Origin of the sequence: Arundinibacter roseus (genome assembly GCF_004348825.1) — a bacterium.
GTDB classification, from domain to species: domain Bacteria; phylum Bacteroidota; class Bacteroidia; order Cytophagales; family Spirosomataceae; genus Arundinibacter; species Arundinibacter roseus.
Genome location: NZ_SMJU01000007.1, coordinates 119,662 through 139,086, shown reverse-complemented (window position 1 = coordinate 139,086; position 19,425 = coordinate 119,662). Strand labels below are relative to the sequence as shown.

Annotated in this window: 17 protein-coding genes and 1 tRNA gene; 8 read left to right on the top strand and 10 right to left on the bottom strand. The window is 43.5% G+C overall.

The features are described from left to right. Window positions 1-72 precede the first annotated feature (72 nt). The 3 genes from EZE20_RS12390 to EZE20_RS12380 all read right to left on the bottom strand — a co-directional run bounded on the left by EZE20_RS12390 (window position 73) and on the right by EZE20_RS12380 (window position 2,556). On the bottom strand, window positions 73-672 hold the full coding sequence (locus tag EZE20_RS12390; protein ID WP_132118049.1) for a bifunctional nuclease family protein: 600 nt from the start codon (window positions 670-672) through the stop codon (window positions 73-75). 129 nt (window positions 673-801) lie between these two features. Then, a complete protein-coding gene (locus tag EZE20_RS12385) occupies window positions 802-1,767 on the bottom strand; it encodes an electron transfer flavoprotein subunit alpha/FixB family protein (RefSeq protein WP_132118047.1) in 966 nt (321 codons plus the stop codon). A gap of 51 nt (window positions 1,768-1,818) precedes the next feature. Then, window positions 1,819-2,556: an electron transfer flavoprotein subunit beta/FixA family protein gene (locus EZE20_RS12380; RefSeq protein WP_132118045.1), complete on the bottom strand. Its 738-nt coding sequence runs from the start codon at window positions 2,554-2,556 to the stop codon at window positions 1,819-1,821. 100 nt (window positions 2,557-2,656) lie between these two features. Between EZE20_RS12380 and EZE20_RS12375 the strand changes: the two genes are divergently transcribed. The 3 genes from EZE20_RS12375 (at window position 2,657) to EZE20_RS12365 (ending at window position 4,471) form a co-directional block, all read left to right on the top strand. Then, complete coding sequence (locus EZE20_RS12375; RefSeq protein ID WP_132118043.1) at window positions 2,657-2,977, top strand: tetratricopeptide repeat protein; 321 nt, start codon at window positions 2,657-2,659, stop codon at window positions 2,975-2,977. 30 nt (window positions 2,978-3,007) lie between these two features. After that, window positions 3,008-3,931, top strand: a complete 924-nt coding sequence (locus EZE20_RS12370; RefSeq protein WP_132118041.1) for a YihY/virulence factor BrkB family protein — start codon at window positions 3,008-3,010, stop codon at window positions 3,929-3,931. Window positions 3,932-4,114: 183 nt separating this feature from the next. Further along, window positions 4,115-4,471: a hypothetical protein gene (locus EZE20_RS12365; RefSeq protein ID WP_132118039.1), complete on the top strand. Its 357-nt coding sequence runs from the start codon at window positions 4,115-4,117 to the stop codon at window positions 4,469-4,471. Between the two features lie 135 nt (window positions 4,472-4,606). Here EZE20_RS12365 and EZE20_RS12360 read toward each other — a convergent pair whose 3' ends face one another. The 3 genes from EZE20_RS12360 to EZE20_RS12350 all read right to left on the bottom strand — a co-directional run bounded on the left by EZE20_RS12360 (window position 4,607) and on the right by EZE20_RS12350 (window position 8,096). Continuing rightward, window positions 4,607-5,911, bottom strand: coding sequence for a Gfo/Idh/MocA family protein (locus EZE20_RS12360; RefSeq protein WP_132118037.1), 1,305 nt, complete (start codon window positions 5,909-5,911; stop codon window positions 4,607-4,609). A gap of 69 nt (window positions 5,912-5,980) precedes the next feature. After that, a complete protein-coding gene (locus EZE20_RS12355; RefSeq protein WP_132118035.1) occupies window positions 5,981-6,805 on the bottom strand; it encodes a purine-nucleoside phosphorylase in 825 nt (274 codons plus the stop codon). Window positions 6,806-6,863: 58 nt separating this feature from the next. Then, complete coding sequence (locus tag EZE20_RS12350) at window positions 6,864-8,096, bottom strand: BaiN/RdsA family NAD(P)/FAD-dependent oxidoreductase (RefSeq protein WP_132118033.1); 1,233 nt, start codon at window positions 8,094-8,096, stop codon at window positions 6,864-6,866. Window positions 8,097-8,233: 137 nt separating this feature from the next. Between EZE20_RS12350 and EZE20_RS12345 the strand changes: the two genes are divergently transcribed. Beyond that, complete coding sequence (locus EZE20_RS12345; protein WP_132118031.1) at window positions 8,234-9,259, top strand: DNA/RNA non-specific endonuclease; 1,026 nt, start codon at window positions 8,234-8,236, stop codon at window positions 9,257-9,259. Window positions 9,260-9,273: 14 nt separating this feature from the next. Here EZE20_RS12345 and EZE20_RS12340 read toward each other — a convergent pair whose 3' ends face one another. Continuing rightward, on the bottom strand, window positions 9,274-10,536 hold the full coding sequence (locus EZE20_RS12340; protein WP_132118447.1) for an asparagine synthetase B: 1,263 nt from the start codon (window positions 10,534-10,536) through the stop codon (window positions 9,274-9,276). 107 nt (window positions 10,537-10,643) lie between these two features. On the opposite strand from EZE20_RS12340, the gene EZE20_RS12335 reads away from it, so the two are divergent. The 4 genes from EZE20_RS12335 (at window position 10,644) to EZE20_RS12320 (ending at window position 15,125) form a co-directional block, all read left to right on the top strand. After that, on the top strand, window positions 10,644-11,888 hold the full coding sequence (locus tag EZE20_RS12335; RefSeq protein ID WP_132118029.1) for an ABC transporter permease: 1,245 nt from the start codon (window positions 10,644-10,646) through the stop codon (window positions 11,886-11,888). A gap of 76 nt (window positions 11,889-11,964) precedes the next feature. Then, a tRNA-Leu gene (locus EZE20_RS12330) sits at window positions 11,965-12,048 on the top strand. 183 nt (window positions 12,049-12,231) lie between these two features. Continuing rightward, window positions 12,232-14,100 (top strand): gamma-glutamyltransferase family protein, encoded by a 1,869-nt coding sequence (locus tag EZE20_RS12325; RefSeq protein ID WP_132118027.1) that lies wholly within the window; start codon window positions 12,232-12,234, stop codon window positions 14,098-14,100. Between the two features lie 47 nt (window positions 14,101-14,147). Beyond that, the gene (locus tag EZE20_RS12320) at window positions 14,148-15,125 is read left to right on the top strand and encodes an ABC transporter ATP-binding protein (protein WP_132118026.1); all 978 of its coding nucleotides are present in this window, start codon (window positions 14,148-14,150) and stop codon (window positions 15,123-15,125) included. 153 nt (window positions 15,126-15,278) lie between these two features. Here the strand turns inward: EZE20_RS12320 and EZE20_RS12315 are convergent, their stop codons facing one another. The 3 genes from EZE20_RS12315 to EZE20_RS12305 all read right to left on the bottom strand — a co-directional run bounded on the left by EZE20_RS12315 (window position 15,279) and on the right by EZE20_RS12305 (window position 19,401). Further along, window positions 15,279-15,899, bottom strand: coding sequence for a SanA/YdcF family protein (locus tag EZE20_RS12315; protein WP_132118445.1), 621 nt, complete (start codon window positions 15,897-15,899; stop codon window positions 15,279-15,281). Window positions 15,900-15,984: 85 nt separating this feature from the next. After that, on the bottom strand, window positions 15,985-18,648 hold the full coding sequence (locus EZE20_RS12310; protein WP_132118025.1) for a DNA gyrase/topoisomerase IV subunit A: 2,664 nt from the start codon (window positions 18,646-18,648) through the stop codon (window positions 15,985-15,987). A 123-nt stretch (window positions 18,649-18,771) separates the two neighbouring features. Continuing rightward, window positions 18,772-19,401 (bottom strand): NUDIX hydrolase, encoded by a 630-nt coding sequence (locus tag EZE20_RS12305; protein WP_132118024.1) that lies wholly within the window; start codon window positions 19,399-19,401, stop codon window positions 18,772-18,774. Between the last annotated feature and the right edge of the window lie 24 nt (window positions 19,402-19,425).

Genomic DNA, 19,425 nt, shown 5'->3' with positions numbered 1-19,425 from the left:
GCAAGGATGTCGTGGAGCCTCCTTAACGATTTTTAACGAAAAAAGCGTCCGGTCAGGAACGCTCTCAAATGATTAATTTCGTTTTCCGAGCTCATCTCGAATTTGGGCTGCCTTTTCGTATTCCTCACGAGCCAGCGCTTCATCAAGCATCTTCAAAAGCTCCTCGTTATGCATATCGCGCAACTGCTCGGTGAAGGAGCCCTTTGGGCGGATTGTTTCATGAATCAACGATTCGTCCGATTCATCCTCATCGTCAGTAAGTGAGTTTGAAACTATACCTGCTTCTGAAAGTATGGTTTCATAGGTGTAAATCGGGACATCAAACCGCAACCCAATGGCAATGGCATCCGAAGGCCGCGAGTCAATTTCAACTTCGCGCAAATTATCCCCACAGACTATTTTGGCGTAAAAAATGCCCTCACGTAAATCTGAAATTACAATTTCTTTCAACGTATAGTTAAAACCATCTGCAAATGACTTAAATAAGTCGTGAGTCATTGGTCTATTCGGTACAATATTTTCTATCTGTACTGCAATTGCCTGAGCCTCAAACACTCCGATTATTATTGGAAGTCTTCTATTGCCAAGTTCTTCGCCCAGAACAAGCGCGAAAGATCCCGTTTGAGACTGACTTGGGGACAATCCTAATATTTCTAACATAATTTTTTTCACCTGATGTACTTATGTTAATTAAAGCCGAGCTGACGATGTTAAGCTGAACTTTTATCATTACAAAAATGCAAAAATAAAAAACCCGCCGTGTATAAAAAAATACGCGACGGGTTAATAAATAGCATTTTGTTATCGAGCTTCTTCAACTGCCCTGGTCAAACGGGGTAAAATGTCGAATACATCACCCACGATGCCATAATCGGCCGCTTTAAAAAACGGTGCCTCTGGGTCTTTATTTATTACCACAATACATTTGGAACCATTCACACCCGCAAGGTGCTGAATAGCACCGGAAATCCCGCACGCGATATAAATATTGGGGGCAACTTTAATTCCCGTTTGGCCGATGTGTTCGTGGTGGGGCCGCCAATCAAGGTCAGAAACCGGCTTGGAGCAGCCTGTTGCTGCTCCAAGCGCTCCGGCAAGGTCAAGAAGTGGCTGCCAATTGTCCGGCCCTTTCATTCCTCGACCACCTGAAACAATGATGTCAGCGTCGGTTAGGGAAAGTTCGGTAGAAGCTTTTTCAACTTCAAGTACTTTGGCCGCAAAGTCTGACTCACGCAGGGTAGGAGTAAAGCCTTCGACGGGAGCAGATTTTTCGCTTTCCACCACCTCTAATGCATTTTTTCTGATCCCTAAAATCTTAATTGCAGATTTTATTTCCACCGTGGCAAATGCTTTTCCAGTATAGATGCTACGTACTACCTTAAAACCATTTTGGGTATCAGGTAGCTCGGTCACACCAGATACTACACTTGCTTTTAGTTTGGCAGCAGCTCGTGCGGCCACTGCATCGCCAAGACCGGATTTGGCCAAAACGATTATTTTTGAATCAGTAGCACCAACTGCCTGCGCCAACACATCCGCATAGGCAAGGCTATTTTCGTGCGCAAGTTTTTCCTCAGAAACGTGTAAAACCCGGGTCGCTCCCCATTTTCCAGCTTGTTCGAGCTCTGCTTCTGTGGCTTCTCCAATGGCCAAAACGACAGCCTCACCACTTAACTGCTCAGCCAGCCGGGCGCCAAAATAAATCGCCTCCCGGGAGGTTTTCTTGATGGAGCCGTTGTCTATTTCTACAAAAACCAGTACCGACATAATGTATGTTGTTTTTTGAGTTTTTAATATAAATCCTTTTTAACTACCTGCTTAAAGCACTTTTGCTTCCGTTTTTAAGAGTGCAATTAACTGCTCAGCTTCTTCCGCCGGAATCATCCGGCAACTACCCTTGGGTGCAGGCAGAGCATACTTTTCAAGCACGGTGCTGTCATCCACCGAAACCGGTTCAACCACCGCCAGGCTTTTAGTACGTGCGGTCATAATCCCCCGCATGTTCGGAATTTTCCATTCGGCTATCGGTTCCTGACAACCCAAAACAAGCGGTAGCGCTGCACTTAGATGCTCTTTCCCACCGTCAATTTCCCGGGCAAATTTTGCTTCATTACCCGTAATGTCCAGTTTCATCACAGGAGAATAGGACGCAATTCCCAGCATTTCACCTACGAGTCCGTGTACTACACCGCTATTGAAATCAATGGATTCTCGACCCATAAGGATTAAATCGTAGCTGTTTTGACTCGCAATATGAGCAATCTGTGCGGCTACAAAATACGAGTCAGTGGGTTCGGTATTTACCCGGATGGCGTCATCAGCCCCAATGGCAAGCGCTTTGCGTAGCTGAGGATCGCTTTCACTTTCTCCTACATTTAGCACCGTAACGGTGCCGCCATGCTGTTCTTTCAATTCTACTGCGCGGGCCAGGGCGTAGTCATCATATGGGCCTATAATGAACTGAACACCAGTTTTGTTAAACTTTGTATCATTATCCGTGAACGATATTTTGGCCGTTGTATCCGGCACATTGCTAATACAAACAAGGATTTTCATAAGACTGTATTTAATGATAAACGTTAACTTTTCTAATTTTTTGTTTGTTGTTGCGAATATACATAATAAAAATAATAGTATGCAAGCATAATAATATCTCATGAATACAAGCCGCTTAGACCACCTTCTGAATTTTTATCAGGAAGATCCCCAAGACCCATTCAATGCCTATGCGCTGGCTTTGGAATATTCAAAATATAGTACCACACAGGCAAAAAGCTATTTTGAACTGTTGCTGAAAGATTTTCCGGAATATCTCCCGACATACTATCATGCGGCACAGTTTTTTTATGACCTCGAAGAAATTGAAACCGCTCGGGATGTGTACCAAAAGGGTATTGACCTGGCGGATAAGCAACGAAATAGTAAAACGCTTGAAGAACTGAAACGAGCCCTGCGCGCCTTAGAGGATGATGTTTAGGAATAAAATTCTAGCAAATAAAACTGGGTCATGAAAATAAAATTATATTTTGAGTTACTTAAAAATGCAGCCACTGATTTTATTGATGACGAGGGATTAAAGCTCAGTGCTGCGCTTTCGTACTACACCATATTTGCATTGGCTCCGATGCTGTTGGTCATGATTACCGTGTTAAGCGTGTTTTTTGGTCGTGAAGGCATTCAATCGCAGGTTTTTGACCAAATTCAGGGACTTGTTGGTGCGCAGGCGGCTACTCAATTGCAGGAAATTCTACAAAATGCGGAGAATTCCAATAAATCAGGAGTTGCTGCTGCCATCGGAATCGGCACTTTGCTGATTGGTGCTACCGGGGTTTTTGCCGAGATCCAAAGTTCTATTAACTACATATGGTCTATCAAAGCAAAACCTGAAAAAGGTTGGCTGCGCTATTTGAAAACCCGTCTCATTTCGTTTTCTCTTATTATTGCCCTGGGTTTCTTGTTGATAGTTACACTTGGTGTAAATACCCTGGTAGATTTACTAAGTGCAGAACTTGAAGTATATTTTTCCGAAGTTTCGGTAGTTGTCTTCTACATACTCAATGTAGCTCTTGTGCTTACTATTATCACGACATTGTTTGCGGTAATTTTTAAAGTTTTGCCGGATGGTGATTTACGGTGGAAGGAATGTTTTGTTGGGGCGGGCTTCACCGCAATTTTGTTTGCAATTGGGAAGTTTCTGATTAGTTTTTACATCGGTAACTCCGATCTTGGAGCAACTTACGGAGCGTCTGCTTCCATTATTATTCTTCTTTCATGGGTTTACTATTCCTCTATAATACTGTATTTTGGCGCTGAGTTTACCAAGGTATATGCCAATTCGGATGGAGAGGTAATTGTACCTTCCGGTCATGCTGTAATGATCATCAAACAAGAATCGGAAGTAGATAAACCCACGCCCCGAAGAGATAGATAGCAAATCCGATTGGTGAGGTCTGATTGGAAGTTTACGGAAAAGTTCGTACCTTGCAAAACATTGTGAGGTAATAAATCTATTGGGAAATCCCTCAATTTATTTTTCTAACCAACCCATCCCGCTAAATCTAACGTATCAACCTCCTTTCTTTCGTCAAAAGAAAGTACAAATATATTTGCATTCATGGAAAAAGATCCAATCATTGTCAGCGTAGTAAAATGGGCTCAGTCTCACGGTTTTAAGGATATTTGCGCCAACATAGAAGGCTACGAAACTCCTAAATCCTACGAGCGGACACAGGATAAGCAGGTTTTTACACCTGATGTAACGGGCGTAAACATGTTTAACAAGCACTATTTGGAAGTCTCCATGAAAACTGACAAGCTCATGAAAGACATTTCCAAGTGGAAACTTTTGAGCGAATTAGCCAGCATGAAGGGCGGCAAGCTGTATTTGATGGCCCCGCGCGGACATGTTCGCTTTACCCGGGATGTAATTACCCAACATAACATTCCTGCTGAGGTAATTAAAATCAGCTAAAATAAACCCCAAAAGTTCTGAAAAAACAATACGTATAAAAGTGCTTTCAGATTAAACAGGGTTCGTTTTTCGACAAAAAAGAGTTGCAATCTTGGTAAGGACCTCTTACAAAAATTGCAACTCTTTTTTTGTTTTTTATACTTTTGGGTATTCCCATTCTCCCCGATAATTTCTATGCAATAATTTGGACGCTTCCGGGTCGTTTGGGATAATCTCCTTGTCACCATCCCATTCGATGCTACGGCCCAATTTATAGGAAAGCATTCCCAGCAATGCCAGATTAGTTGATCGTTGCCCGATTTCTATATCACAAACCGGCAACTGATTGGTTTTGATAGAAGAAAGAAAATTTGCCCATAATTCCTGAATGTTTTGTTGGTCAGGTTCATTCAATTGAGCATCCTGATGAATGATTGGCTTTTTGGAATCAGTAGGGTAGAACGTCCAGCCATCGAGCCAACCCATATGAAAGGTGCCTTCTGTACCATAAAAATACACCCCAACTGCCTGATTAGGATGTGTTTTTTCAGCATTATTTCCAGCAAATAATCGGTGCTGCCATTCAAGCGTAAAGCCTTCAAAATCATAAATTGCGATCTGATGATCAGGCGCATCGGTGTTGTCTTGTCGAATCGCCCGACCACCGGTGGAATAAATCTTTTTGGGATACTTTTCCTCCGTCCACCACAGCACCTGATCCAGCCAATGAATTCCCCAATCACCCAATTGACCATTCGCAAAGTCAAGATATTGGCGGAACCCGCGTGGATGAATCGTTTTGTTGTAAGGTACAAGCGGAGCGGGGCCGCACCAGAAATCCCAGTCGAGACCCTTTGGCGGTTCTTCGTTCGCTACTTTTGTGCCAGCACCTCCGCCGTAATTTACGAACGCTCTCGCCATTCCGATTTTTCCGGCTTTTCCAGATTTTAAAAACTCCATTCCGGAAATGTTGTGTGGCGAAATCCGGCGGTGTGTGCCAACTTGTACGGTTTTTCCGTATTTTCTGGCTGCATTTACCATAGCCCGTCCTTCACCTATGGTGTGACAAATCGGCTTTTCAACATAGACGTGCGCACCAGATTTGATGGCTTCTATACAGCAGAGCGCATGCCAATGATCCGGTGTGGCCACAATTACAATTTCGGGTTTCTCCTTCGCAAGTAGTTCCCGGTAATCATGGTATAATTTGGGTTGGTCAGCCGTCAGTCCATTTAGGGCAGTTTTCGCTTTGGCCAATTGATTTTGGTCAACATCACACAGGGCCACAACTTTTGACTCTCCCGATTGAACAGCACATCTTAGGATATTCATGCCCCACCACCCGCTACCGATCAGCGCAGTACGGTAAGGTGCTGCTCGTTTTAAAGCAGAAAAAAGGGGAAGTGAAGAAAATGCCGCTGTCGCAAGCGTGGACTGCTGAATAAAGTTTCGTCGATTCATAGAATATTGCAGGATTAAATCTGGAAAAACGCTATTCATTTACAAAGGGAAACAGGCCATGCTTCTAATCTAATCCATGTTTTCAATGAGATCTTTAATCAGTTGTGTCATGTGGGGTTCAGCTTTCATTGCGGCATCAATTATCTTGACAATATCTGCTTTTTCGAGGGTTTCAGGAATTCCCATGTCTGTAATAACAGATAGTCCAAAGCAGCGGATGTTCATTTGTCGGGCGGCAATAACTTCCGGTACGGTGCTCATTCCAACCGCATCGCCACCCATCATCCGCAGCAAGCGGTACTCAGCCCGGGTTTCGAGTTGCGGTCCGGGAACGCTCACATACACACCTGTGTGTAGTTTAATGCCATGTTTAACTGCAATTTTTCGTGCGCTTTCCACCAATTCCAAGTCATACGGATCGCACATATCGGGGAAGCGATCACCAAATTCATCGAAATTTTTACCGATCAACGGATTTCCCGGTAGAAAAAAACTGATATGGTCCTGAATAACCATCAAGTCACTAATTGCAAAGTCGGGATTCATTCCACCTGCCGCATTGGAAACCAATAAAGTATGTACACCAAGAAGTTTCATGACCCGTACCGGAAAGGTCACCTGCTGCATGTGGTACCCCTCATAAAAATGAAAACGTCCCTGCATACAAATCACTCGTTTACCAGCGAGGGTGCCAAAGAATAATTTACCCGAATGGAACTCTACCGTAGAAATAGGAAAATGAGGAATTTCAGTGTATGAGATCGTATATTCCACGTTAATATCATGCACGAGCGAACCCAGTCCGGTACCAAGAATAATACCAATTTCGGGTTGAAAAGTAGCCGTTTGCTGGTTAAGAAAATTGGTGGCTTCCACCATTTGCAGATAAGTCATAAATGACAGAATTATTGATTACTTATGGATAAAAAACAAATAGTTAGGCAAAAGGAAGTTACGGAACAACACAGTTTTTACCCGCCACAAATCCGGTTGTCCAGGCATTTTGGAAGTTAAAACCTCCCGTTATACCATCGACATCAATCACTTCACCGGCAAAAAAAAGACCTTGCACGCGCTTGCTTTCCATGGTTTCAGGATTAAGTTCTGAAAGGTCGATTCCGCCAGCGGTAACGAATTCTTCCTTAAATGTACTTTTTCCTCTAATCTCAAAAAGACTATTGGTTAAAATATCCACCAAACGATTCAGATTTTTCTGAGGTAGTTCAGACCATTTTATGGTTTCCGAAATCTCTGCCTGTTGCAAGAATGCCCGCCAAAGTCGCGAAGAAAATCCAAATCGAGCTTGTGTTGCAACCAATTGCCGGGGGGAGTTTACCTTCTGACTTAGTAGGAACTCCCTGACCTGAGATTCGCTTTGAGCGGGCAGCCAATGAATACGGCAGGTAAAGTGGTAATTTTTTTCGGCCAGAATTCGCGCACCCCAGGCAGACAATTTTAAAATAACCGGTCCGCTAAACCCCCAATGCGTAAGCAATAGCGGCCCACGCCATTCCAGCGAAGTACCGGGAATTTTGACCAGTACATCAGGAACTGAAATTCCCATCAGGGGTAACAGGTAACTGTTGGGGGCATTGAAGGTAAAAAGTGAAGGCACAGGCAACTCTATTTCATGATTGTGCTGCGTCAGCCACTCATAGCCCTGAGTCTTAGGGTGTCCGCCAGTAGCAACAATGACTCGATCTGCTTCCAGAAATTCTTCTTCTCCGCACTGCAAACGGAAACGAATATTACCGAATGTGTCTTCAATCCAGGTAAAGTTAGAGACATTTACCTGTGTGCGAATCCGAATTCCGGCCTGTTGAGCTTGGCGTTGAAGGCACTCAATGATTGTCTCGGAGGAATTGCTAACTGGAAACATTCGCCCATCTTCTTCGGTTTTGAGCACCACACCACGGGCCTCAAACCAATGGATAGTACTTTGAGCATCAAATTGTTTGAAAAGTTTCCTCAATAATTTTTCTCCCCGAGGATAATTCTTGACAATCAGTCGATTATCGAAGCACGCATGTGTTACGTTGCATCGTCCGCCACCCGAAATACGGACTTTATTTAACACCGTTCGGTTTTTTTCCAGAACCAGTATTTCAGCTTTTGGGTCAAATTCAGCGGCAGTGAGGGCGGCCATAAAGCCCGCAGCTCCTCCACCGATTATTACTATTTGCATATAGTATTCAGGGTCAATACACTAAAAAAATGATCGCTCAGGAAGTAACTTTCAGCGTTAAGCCTTCGCTAATTTTCAACTATCTTTGACTTTTATTATATATAATTACTCAATCAATCAAACGTACAAAAAACCGAATGACTCACTACAAACGCCGTGGATTCAGATTGCCCAATAATACCCTCTTACTTCTGATTGTTTTTTTTACAGTTGGTCTTTTTTTGCATTATGGAGGCAAAACAAAACCCGTACTTACATTTTGGGGAAATCTGAAAGATTCAATTCTGGGCGAAAATACTACGGTTCCTAATCCATACAAAGTTCCTGAACCATTTGAAGACACACTTGCGGTTGATGATGGAACGGCAGCTGCTCCAAATAAGGAACAAATTCCTCTTCCAACAGAACAGAAAAAGCCTCAGTTAAAGACAGAAGAACCTGTTTCCATAGAAGAACTCACCCGAATCGCTAACCAAAGAGATTTTTTCCTGCCAGCAATCGGCTCAAACGATCAGCTTGTCCGACGGGTAGGATACACGCTAAAATATGTCGAAAAATATGAACAGGCCGCATGGGTAGCCTATGTGTTGCAGGACGAGCAAATCGTGGGTGGAGAAGAACGTGAAAATGAATTCATGCCTGATCCGGTTGTTAAATCAGGTACCGCAATTACGACAGACTACACAAAAAGCGGCTTTGATCGGGGACATTTGGCACCTGCGGCTGATTTTAAGAATTCGTATCAGGTGATGAAAGAGACTTTTTACATGAGTAACATTTCCCCGCAACATCCGCAATTCAATCGAGGTATTTGGCTGGAACTTGAAAAAATGGTGCGAATTTGGGCTGTTAAATACAAAAAGGTCTACGTGGTGACAGGTCCGGTTCTTAAAAATGGCCTGCCGACCATCGGGAGAATTAATAAGGTGGCGGTGCCTGAGCAGTTTTATAAAGTCATACTTTATGTAAATCCTCCGTACGTAAAAGGAATAGCTTTCCTGATGAAAAATGAACCTTCACAGCAAGAATTAAGCACCTTCGTTGTGTCTATTGATCAGATTGAAAAACTTACCGGAATTGACTTTTTCCCTCGATTGCCTGATGCCATCGAATCAAAAATTGAAGCAAAAAGTAAACCCGGCGAGTGGTTTAGGTTAAAATGAAAATAATGTAAAAATCAGGTTTTGAGTTTCTTCTTCTTGGCTGCCGGAAACAGAATGTTGTTGAGAATCAACCGATAACCTGCTGAATTTGGGTGAAGATTCAAATCAGTAGGTTCTTCCCCAATGCGGTGTTGGTAGTCTTCCGGATCGTGTCCACCATAAAAGGTAAAGAAACCTTTGCCAAAAGGGCTATGAATGTACCGGGCTTCACCCACCGATTTTGTTTCCGCCAAAATAACTACCTCCGGCTTGATATACTGTTTCTTAAAAGCCGTAGTTTGACCTAAAAATCCTTTTATCAACGACTTATGATTTTGGGTAAGCATGGTCGGAATCGGATCCCACTTAGCAGAAAACTCAAATAATGTAAAAAAATCGTTTGGCTCCAACAGTCCCCGTTCCTGCGGTTGGTTGTCAATCGTCGAAAATTCAATCTGATAGGGATCTGTAATAGCCTTGAAATCTTTGAAGGCCAGCGTTTTGCCGTAATCCAGTTTTTCGTTAACATTTGGATCAGCCGGATCACCGTCGTATGGCGACTCTACAATATCGACACCTTCGGCTGCTAATGCCAATTCATAGGTATCCGTGGCGTTGCACATTGCAAACATGAATCCTCCGCCTGCCACAAATTCCCGAATGCTTTTAGCGACGGCAAGCTTCATGAGCGATACTTTGGGGAAATTAAATTTTTCGGCAATTTGCTCTGCTTCCCTTTTTTGATCCCGATACCAGGGATAATCTTTAAACTGAAAAAACTTGCCGTATTGACCCGTAAAGTCTTCGTGGTGTAGGTGTAGCCAATCATATTCGGGCAATTTACCATTTAGCACCTCCTCATCGAACACTACATCGTAAGGAATCTCGGCATAGGTCAATACCAACGTCACTGCATCGTCCCAGGGTTGTTTTGATTTGGGTGAATAGACTGCAATTCGGGGAGGTTTTTGTAGTTTTACGGCATCCATATTTGCATTTTGGGAGCCAATATCCGAAAGAATTGAGGCTGCATCGCCCTCAGATATGACTTCATAGCTAACCCCTCGAATGGTCATCTCGGTAGCAAATTTCTGATTATACGGAATCAAAAAACTACCACCGCGATAGTTGAGGAGCCAATCAATTTCGCTATCGTACAGTTTGAGCACCCAATACGCAATGCCGTAGGCTTTCAAATGGTTTTTTTGAGAATTATCCATCGGAACCAATAGTCGATTGGCCATGGAATGAGTCGTTATTCCTAAAAAAATGATAAGCGGAATAAACAGCCGTACCATTGGTTTGATTCTTTCACGCATCCTATGCAGCTTTACCTGATTAAAAAAACTTAACTTTTCTTTAACGAAATTTATACAAATATTGTGCAAAAAGCACGCCTAAGCCTATGAATCTGAAAGAAAATGTGAATGAAGGCCTGCGTTCTATCCAATCCAATATGCTTCGGACGGTGCTAACGGCCCTGATTATCGCTATCGGAATTACATCGCTCGTGGGTATCTTAACTGCGATAGACGGCATTCAGAGTTCGGTCAATAGTAGTTTTGCAGATTTAGGGGCAAATACGTTCAGTATCCGGAACTATGAAAATGGCAACCGGCGGTCAGGGGGCAGGCAACAGAAACAGTTTAAGGATATTAATTACCGGGAAGCTACACTTTTTGCCACACATTTTCGGAATGACTATAATGCCAATGTTTCGCTTTCGTCGGGAATCGGTGGGGCAATTCAGGTGAAACGTTTATCAAAAAAAACCAATCCTAACGTGAGCGTCACTGGAATTGACGAGGACTATCTGGCAATTCAGGGATATAAAATTGATATTGGACGAAATTTTTCCAAAAATGATCTGGAAAATTCAATGAATGTTGTCATTGTTGGGCAGGAAGTTATTAAAACGCTGTTCACGCGGGAAGATCCAATCAATCAGGTAATTAACTTTATGGGTTCGCAGTTCAAAATTATTGGCGTACTCGAAAAGAAAGGCTCTTTGGGCGGTGGAACCGGAGCGGATCGTATTATTTTCGTTCCCCTGGAAACCGGCAGGGCTTTGGCAGCGAATCGGGCTTTGACGTTTGACATTACGGCCTCCGCACCACAAGCCGACGATAGCGACTACATCATGGAAGAAGCCCGCGGACTCATGCGTCGCATCCGAAATGACGCGTTGGGCCGACAAGATTCTTTTGAAATTGAGCGTGCCGATGCTCTTGCCAAAAACTTTGAGGAAATATCAAGCTATTTGCGAATTGGAGGTTTCGGCATTGGGATCATTACACTACTAGGTGCTTCCATTGCTCTAATGAACATCATGATGGTTTCGGTTACTGAACGGACACGTGAAATTGGTATCCGAAAGTCATTGGGTGCTACGCCCCGGGTCATTCGTCTGCAATTTTTGATTGAGGCAATTGTCATCTGTATCCTGGGCGGATTGGCTGGGTTAGTTCTTGGTATTGCCATCGGAAATGTTATATCGAAGTCAATCAGCAGCGACAGTAGTTTCATTGTGCCCTGGCTTTGGATGTTCATGGGTATACTTGTATGTGTTTTTGTTGGAGTAATTTCAGGAATTTATCCGGCAATAAAAGCCTCACGCTTAGACCCTATTGAGGCTTTACGCTATGAATAGATAAATATTTTTTCAAAAGAGACTTGCGAAATAATGTAATCTGTCTAATTTTGCAGACCCAAAGCAGAAACAAGATGCCCGGATGGCGGAATTGGTAGACGCGTTGGTCTCAAACACCAATGAGGTTACACTCGTGCCGGTTCGACTCCGGCTCCGGGTACATAAGCTCCCTGACGTAAGTCTGGGAGCTTTTTTTATGAAAAAACTCAAAAAACACCTTTGGTTAAATCAAACCCCGGCTACGGAGTGGAAAAACTGTTCCAAAATTCCCTACTTTTAGGTGAAACGCATTTCTTCCGGTATTTGACACTTGATTGAACCACCTATAAACCTTTCCTGATATATGAGAACAAAACTACTGCTCCTTACTTTCGTTGGTATGTCGCTGCGCATGTCGGTTTTTGCCCAGTCATTCAATAATTTTCCGGTAACAACTCAAAAACCACCGCTTCACGCCAAGCATTGGATGGCAATTACCGGAAAACCTCTTGCCGCAACGGCAGGAGCAATGGTGTTTACCAAAGGAGGAAATGCCGTGGATGCTGCCTGTGCGATGCTGGCCGCAACATCCACTATGTGGGATGTGCTGAGCTGGGGAGGAGAAACGCAGGCGCTGATTTATAACCCCAAAACAAAGAAAGTCATTGCAATTAATGCGATGGGTGTGGCACCTACAGGCGCAACTGCGGATTTTTTTAAAAGTAAAGGCATGAAATACCCGCCAGAATATGGTCCTTTGGCCGCCACTACTCCGGGAACACCCGGCGGGTTACTGACAATGCTTGCCGAATACGGTACCATGAGCCTGAAAGAAGTTCTGGCACCAGCTATGCAGCTGGCAGAGGGCTACCCGATTGAAGCGCAGACAGCTAATTCCATTGAAAATGGAAAGGCAATGATTAAGCAATGGCCCTATTCAAAGAAAGTATTTTTGACGCATTCAGGACAAAAAAGGGAAGCTCCTGATGCAGGTGAGATTTTTGTTCAGAAAGATCTGCATGGTACTCTGCAAAAGATGGTAGATGCTGAAACTGATGCACTAAAAAAAGGAAAAACGCGTAAAGAAGCGATTTATGCGGCCTATGATCGCTTTTATAAGGGCGATATTGCCAAAGAAATTGCGAGAGGTTGCCAGGAACAGGGTGGGCTCATCACCGAGCAGGATATGGCTATCTGGAAAGTGAAAATAGAAGAGCCTCTCATGACTACCTATAAAGGTATAGAGGTGTATAAAATGCAACAATGGACGCAGGGGCCCGTGATGCTGCAAACCTTGAATATGCTTGAAAATTTTGACCTGAAAAGTATGGGGTATAATTCGTCTCGATATGTGCATACGCTCTATCAGGTCATGAATCTAGCCTTTGCTGATCGGGATTTTTACTATGGAGATCCTGCTTTTGGGCCGGAGGAACCGATGAAAGGGTTACTCTCAAAGGAATATGCCAAGGAAAGAATTAAACTTATTAACCCGGAAATGAACGACGCCGACGTTCGTCCGGGTGATCCGTATCCTTTTGAAAATAAGATAAATCCGTACCAAAATTTACTTCAAAACTGGGGTAATTCACAGGCGTCACTATTGAATTGGGAGAAAGATAAGGAGGAGAAATTTCTGGAAGATTTTACAGCCGGAACTACCTCAGTTGAAGCTGCGGACGCCGAAGGTTGGGTGGTTTCCATTACACCAAGCGGCGGGTGGGTGCCTGCCTGTATTGCCGGAAATACTGGTGTGGGACTGAGTCAACGGATGCAGTCCTTTGTACTGGATGAGCGCGAAAATCCGTTTAACGTTGTTGAGCCCGGAAAGCGGCCTCGGGTCACACTTACTCCTTCAATGGCATTGAAAGATGGGAAGCCCTTTCTGTCATTTGCCAAACAGGCCGGTGATGAACAGGATCAATTGCTGGTTCAATTTTTTCTGAATATGGTAGAATTTGGGATGACGGTACAGGAAGCAACCGAAGCACCTAGTTTCAAAACGCTTCAGATGTATGGGAGTTTCGGAGATCATAGCAAAGCACCCGGAGGACTTATTTTGAATGAGGCAATGCCCGCCTGGACACGTAAAGAATTAGCGCAAAAGGGCTATAAACTCTCGTATCAACCTCGCACAAGCGGCCCCATTAATGCCATTTATTTTGACTGGATACGGGGAAGCATGTGGGGCGGATCAAGTAATCATGGCGAAGACTATGGCATAGGCTGGTAGTTTTGTTGGAAAATATCAGTTCAGGTGTCCCACGAGCACAATTCCATATGACCGTTCTTTCTGTAAAATCTATTTCAAAAACCTATCACGAACAAACTGTTCTTTCGTCCATTGATTTCCAGGTCGGTCGGGGCGAATGGGTAGGTGTTGTGGGGGAAAGTGGTTCGGGAAAAAGTACCTTGCTCAAAATCATTGGCCGTTTTGTCGATGCAGATAAAGGGGAGGTACATCTCAATGGAACAGAATTGCCATCTGTTCTTTCGCAGCTTCTAAAAGGACACGAGCAAATAAAGCTGGTTCATCAGGAATATGAGCTCTTTCCAAATCAGACCGTTCAGGAAAATATTGCCTATGCCCTGCGCTTCTACGAACGTGGTTATCAGGCGCAGCGGGTAGCAGAATTGCTGGAACTTACTCGCCTCACCGAAGTGAAAGATCGCAAAGCCAAGCTGCTTTCAGGTGGCGAAAAACAACGCACAGCGCTTGCGCAGGCATTGGCAGAAGTGCCTGAATTGTTGCTTTTGGACGAACCTTTTGCTCATTTGGATCAGAAAAATAAAAATGTTTTGATCGAGGCAATTGAAGAGCTAAAAAAGTCGGAAAATCTGACGTGTATTTTTGTTACGCATGACGCCAATGAAGCATTAGCACTGGCAGATCAACTACTTATCCTGAAAGAGGGCGAATTGGTTCAAAAAGGAACGCCACATGAGGTTTATAGCAATCCAAATTCTGTGTATGTAGCTGAGCTTACGGGTATGGTAAATGATCTGGAAACCGTGAATCAGGATCAGCGGAAAATAATTCGCCCTAATTATGTAAAACTAACCCGCAATGCCGAACGAAGTAAGGTGGTTGCCGTGGTCAGAAATATTCGGTTCAAAGGAGCGTACTACGAATACCACTGCCAAGATTCAATAGGGCGTTTTATTATATTCAGTAGTGCCAGAAAGGTAAAAAAGATAGGGGATGAGGTACTGTTGACATACGCTGACAAGCATAGTAGGGAACTTCCAACGGGGTAATGACTTTTGCGATTTTTTAATAGATACAGGAAGTTTATAAGTTTAAAAGCCTATTTGAAATTCAAATCAGGTGTAAATAGTTTTTTGAGGATTTGCAAAAATTCTAATACGTGGCCTCATAGTCAGACAAATACGTAGATTTTAGAATAAATTCTATTCAAAGGATTTGTTTTGAAGATTAGTAGCAGGACGGTAGACAAAGACGTCGATGACGGCTTTGGGACGGGCGAGATATTCCCGGATGAGCGTGCGGAAGGAATATCCAACCGGCACATCCTGCGCTGCAAAAGCAATGGCATCTATACCTTCTTTTCGGGCAATATACAAAGCACGGGCGGTGTGAAAATCCTGAGAAATGATGGTAATATTTTTTTCATTAAATACCTTCTTACACCGAACCACCGAGTCAAACGTCCGATAACCGGCATAATCAAGCTGTATCGCAAATGGTGGAACACCCAGTTTTAGCAGTGCATTCTGCATGTCGAGCGGCTCATTGTAATATTTGGAATCATTATTTCCGCTCAGAATCAGCTGCTTTACCTTTCCTTCTTTGTAGAGGCGAGCAGCTGCTTCCATACGGTATTTGAAGTACAGATTTTCTTTTCCACCAATTGTGTTTTTACTCGTCCCTAACACAAGTGCGGTCTCATTTGCGGGCAAAAGCGGTACTTTAAAGTAGGTGTTCGACCGGGTAGTTACCACAATCCAGGCATTGCAAAGCAGGATAAACAGAGTACTGAAAAAAGTCAGGAAGATGAAAAGTTTGAGCATTCGTTTCACAGGTACGATCCATTTGGGTAGAGTTTTTACATACTCTACCCGTAAAATACGCAATGTTTCTATCGAATGCCGCATACTATTCAAATAAACCCAGTTGGTTTTTTTCTGGTGCAATCCATTCCTGTTCTTCTTTTTTTGCAGGTACTTCTATTGTGTTGGGCAAATTCTCAACGACTTCTTCCGTTTTGTCAGTGGTTTGTTCAGTGATTGATTGAGCAGAGTCTGTCTCCGATTCTTCCTCAGGAAGCGGACTCAACCAATGAAACTCTTTTATTTTATCCATTGAAAGTTTATTTCCCATCGCCTTCCAGCCACGAACGTCAACTACTTCCTCGGCCAGATATTCGGTTTTTTCAACGTCAGATTTTGCATTTTTCTGGGTAGAAATTTCCAGACGTGGGTGTTTATCGAGCGAAGCGAGGAGCAATTTGCTGCCTTTTATATCACTGATAAAGAGAAATTTTTTCTCCAACGTGGTGGTTTCGATCTGAAACCGTTTGATGTAATAGATTTTTTGACCGTTGTCAAAATAAACCGCGGTAATTATCCTGTGCGGTTCAAATTTATGCAGCAGTAAAATGTCGTTCGGCTCGAAATGATTGGTCAAATCAAAGTTTGTCAGCTCATAAGACCCTTCTTTATAAATGACAAGTATCGAATCCTGAGAATCAAAATTTCCAAGATAATTCCCGCGTTCGTCGCGGTTTAATCGGCCAATTGTCGGGTCATACCAAATATCAACGCCTCCCAGGGTAGAACCACCCGCTTGTTTAAAGCTGATTTTCCGAACCGGATACCGGGTCAGAATGTTGCCATTCGCATTCCGGTTCTTTATAAGTAAATCGGCAAAATTGAAGTCAAACTGCTTAACCTTAGCCTTACATTGAGCCGTCAGATTAACCGTAATGACTTCCGCCTCACCATTATCATTGGCGGTAAAATAGGTGACTTTGGAGCGGGGAGTACCCTGCGTAAGATCGTACTCGCGGTCGCGGGTAACGGCTGTAATCTGAAACCTTTTCACAAAAGAGGCTCCTGATTTGCCATCCAAATACACCATATTATAAACTTTGCGCTCATCATTTTTCAGAAAAACAGCGCAGTAAATAATATCTTTTCCTACAAAAACTTTCTCCTGAATTTTGGTAACCACGCAGGTTCCATCCCGTTTAAAGACTATGATGTCATCAATGTCCGAGCAATCCATGACATACTCGTCTTTTTTGAGACCGTAGCCGATGAAACCATCCGTCCGGTTGACGTAGAGTTTTTGATTATTGGCTGCTACAATCGTGGCCGAAATTTGATTGAATGTTCTGATAATGGTTTTCCGCTCCCGGCCTTTACCATATTTTTTCAGCAAATCGCGGAAATAATCGACGGTATAACGGATAATATTGGCAAGGTTGTCTTCGGTGGCAAGCAGTTCCTCATTCCATTTTTTCATCAATTCATCGGCCTTAAATCCGTCGTATTTTGATATACGTTTGATCCGGATTTCGGTTAAAGCCAGAATATCGTCTTTTGTTATTTCTCGGTAAAACTGTTCTTTGAATGGTTCAAGCCCTTTATCTATCGTGTCAATTACCGCATCAAATGTTTCACATTCCTCAATATTGCGGTAGATACGGTTCTCAATAAATATCTTTTCAAGAGAACCATACAGGATTTTTTCGAGCAGATTATTCTTCTGAATCGTTAATTCCTGACGAAGCAGATCTACGGTTTTGTCTGTATTGTATCGTAAAATTTCAGAGACGCCCAAAAAGTGAGGCTTTTCCTCCATAATAATACAGGCATTTGGCGAATAGGAGACCTCACATTCCGTGAATGCATACAGGGCGTCCATCGTAATGTCAGGAGAAACGCCCGGTGCCAGATGAATCTGAATTTCGACTTCCGCAGCCGTGTTGTCGACAACTTTCTTAATCTTTATTTTCCCGCTATCATTCGCTTTTATTATAGAGTCGATGATAGACGAAGTTGTGGCACCGTAGGGAATATCCCTGATCACCAGCATTTTTTTGTCTTCTTCTTCAATGCGGGCACGCACCCTGACTTTGCCGCCACGGTGTCCGTCGTTATAATTGGTAACATCAACAAAGCCTCCGTTTTGGAAATCCGGGTAGAGCTCAAAGCTTTTCCCTTTGAGATAATCGATGGATGCTTCGATTAATTCACAAAAATTATGCGGCAGGATCTTTGTTGAAAGCCCCACGGCGATTCCCTCGACGCCCTGAGCGAGCAAAAGCGGAAACTTGACCGGTAGGGTAATTGGTTCCCGCTTGCGACCATCGTAAGAAAGTTGCCAAAGCGTGGTATCGCCGTTAAATACGACCTCACGGGCAAATTTTGATAACCTTACTTCAATATAACGCGGAGCCGCAGCGCTGTCACCTGTGCGTACATCGCCCCAGTTGCCCTGCGTATCGAGCAGGAGTTCTTTTTGACCCAGATTCACAATAGCGTCATTGATGGAAGCATCACCGTGCGGGTGGTACTGCATCGTTGATCCGATCACGTTGGCTACTTTGTTGAACCGCCCGTCGTCCATCTCGTTAAGGGCGTGCATGATGCGTCGCTGCACGGGTTTTAGCCCATCTTCAACAGCGGGAACGGCTCTTTCCAGAATTACGTAAGAAGCGTATTCCAGAAACCAGTTTTCATATAATCCAGAAATGGGTACTTTTTCGTGGAGTTCTCCGTCTTCAATTGGATTTAATTCTTGGCTTTCTTCCATAGAGGGAGGAGGCAAAAGTTGGTTTAGTGTTCAGTAAAAATACAAATTTATTAAGAGAATTCCTTTCTTAAATGGCCATTTTGGAACATTTATGGGATTATTTCAATAGAAGCACCTGCAAATTTAGTCTTCCAGTATTGTCAGCAATTCACTGATCATCATGGCAGTTGCTCCCCATACTTTATGATTTTGAATAAGATAGTGTGGAGCCTGAATCGGTATTCCCCGAACAACCAATTCGCTTGTACCGATAATCGTTTTGTCGCGAACCTCATTGAGCGGTACTTCCAGAACTTTCTCTACTTCGCGCGGATCCGGATAAAATTCTGGCCGGTAGGGAATATAGGCTACCACGGGTAACACAAAGAAATTGCTGGGCGGAATAAAGAGCTCACTTAGTTGGCCTACAATACGAACGTCGGTCAGCCGTAGTCCGATTTCTTCCTGTGCTTCACGCTTGGCGGTGCGAATCAAATCTTCATCGCTAAGTTCAAAACGGCCACCGGGAAAAGCCATTTGTCCAGAATGCACACCGTCATAGGCAGGCCGTAAAATCAAAGGAAGGAATATTTCTTCCCGATGAGGATAGAATAAAATAAGTACTGCACTTTTTCGGGTTCGTTCATTGGGCTTAATCATCCGCCGTATGTCTGATTGCGCAAGCATACGGGCATGCGCTTTTTCACCGGGCAGGGGCGTCTGAAACCTGACTTCTAATTCTTCAACGAACGTATCAAAAAAATGATTTGGCATTAAGGGTTTAGCGTTTACGCAATC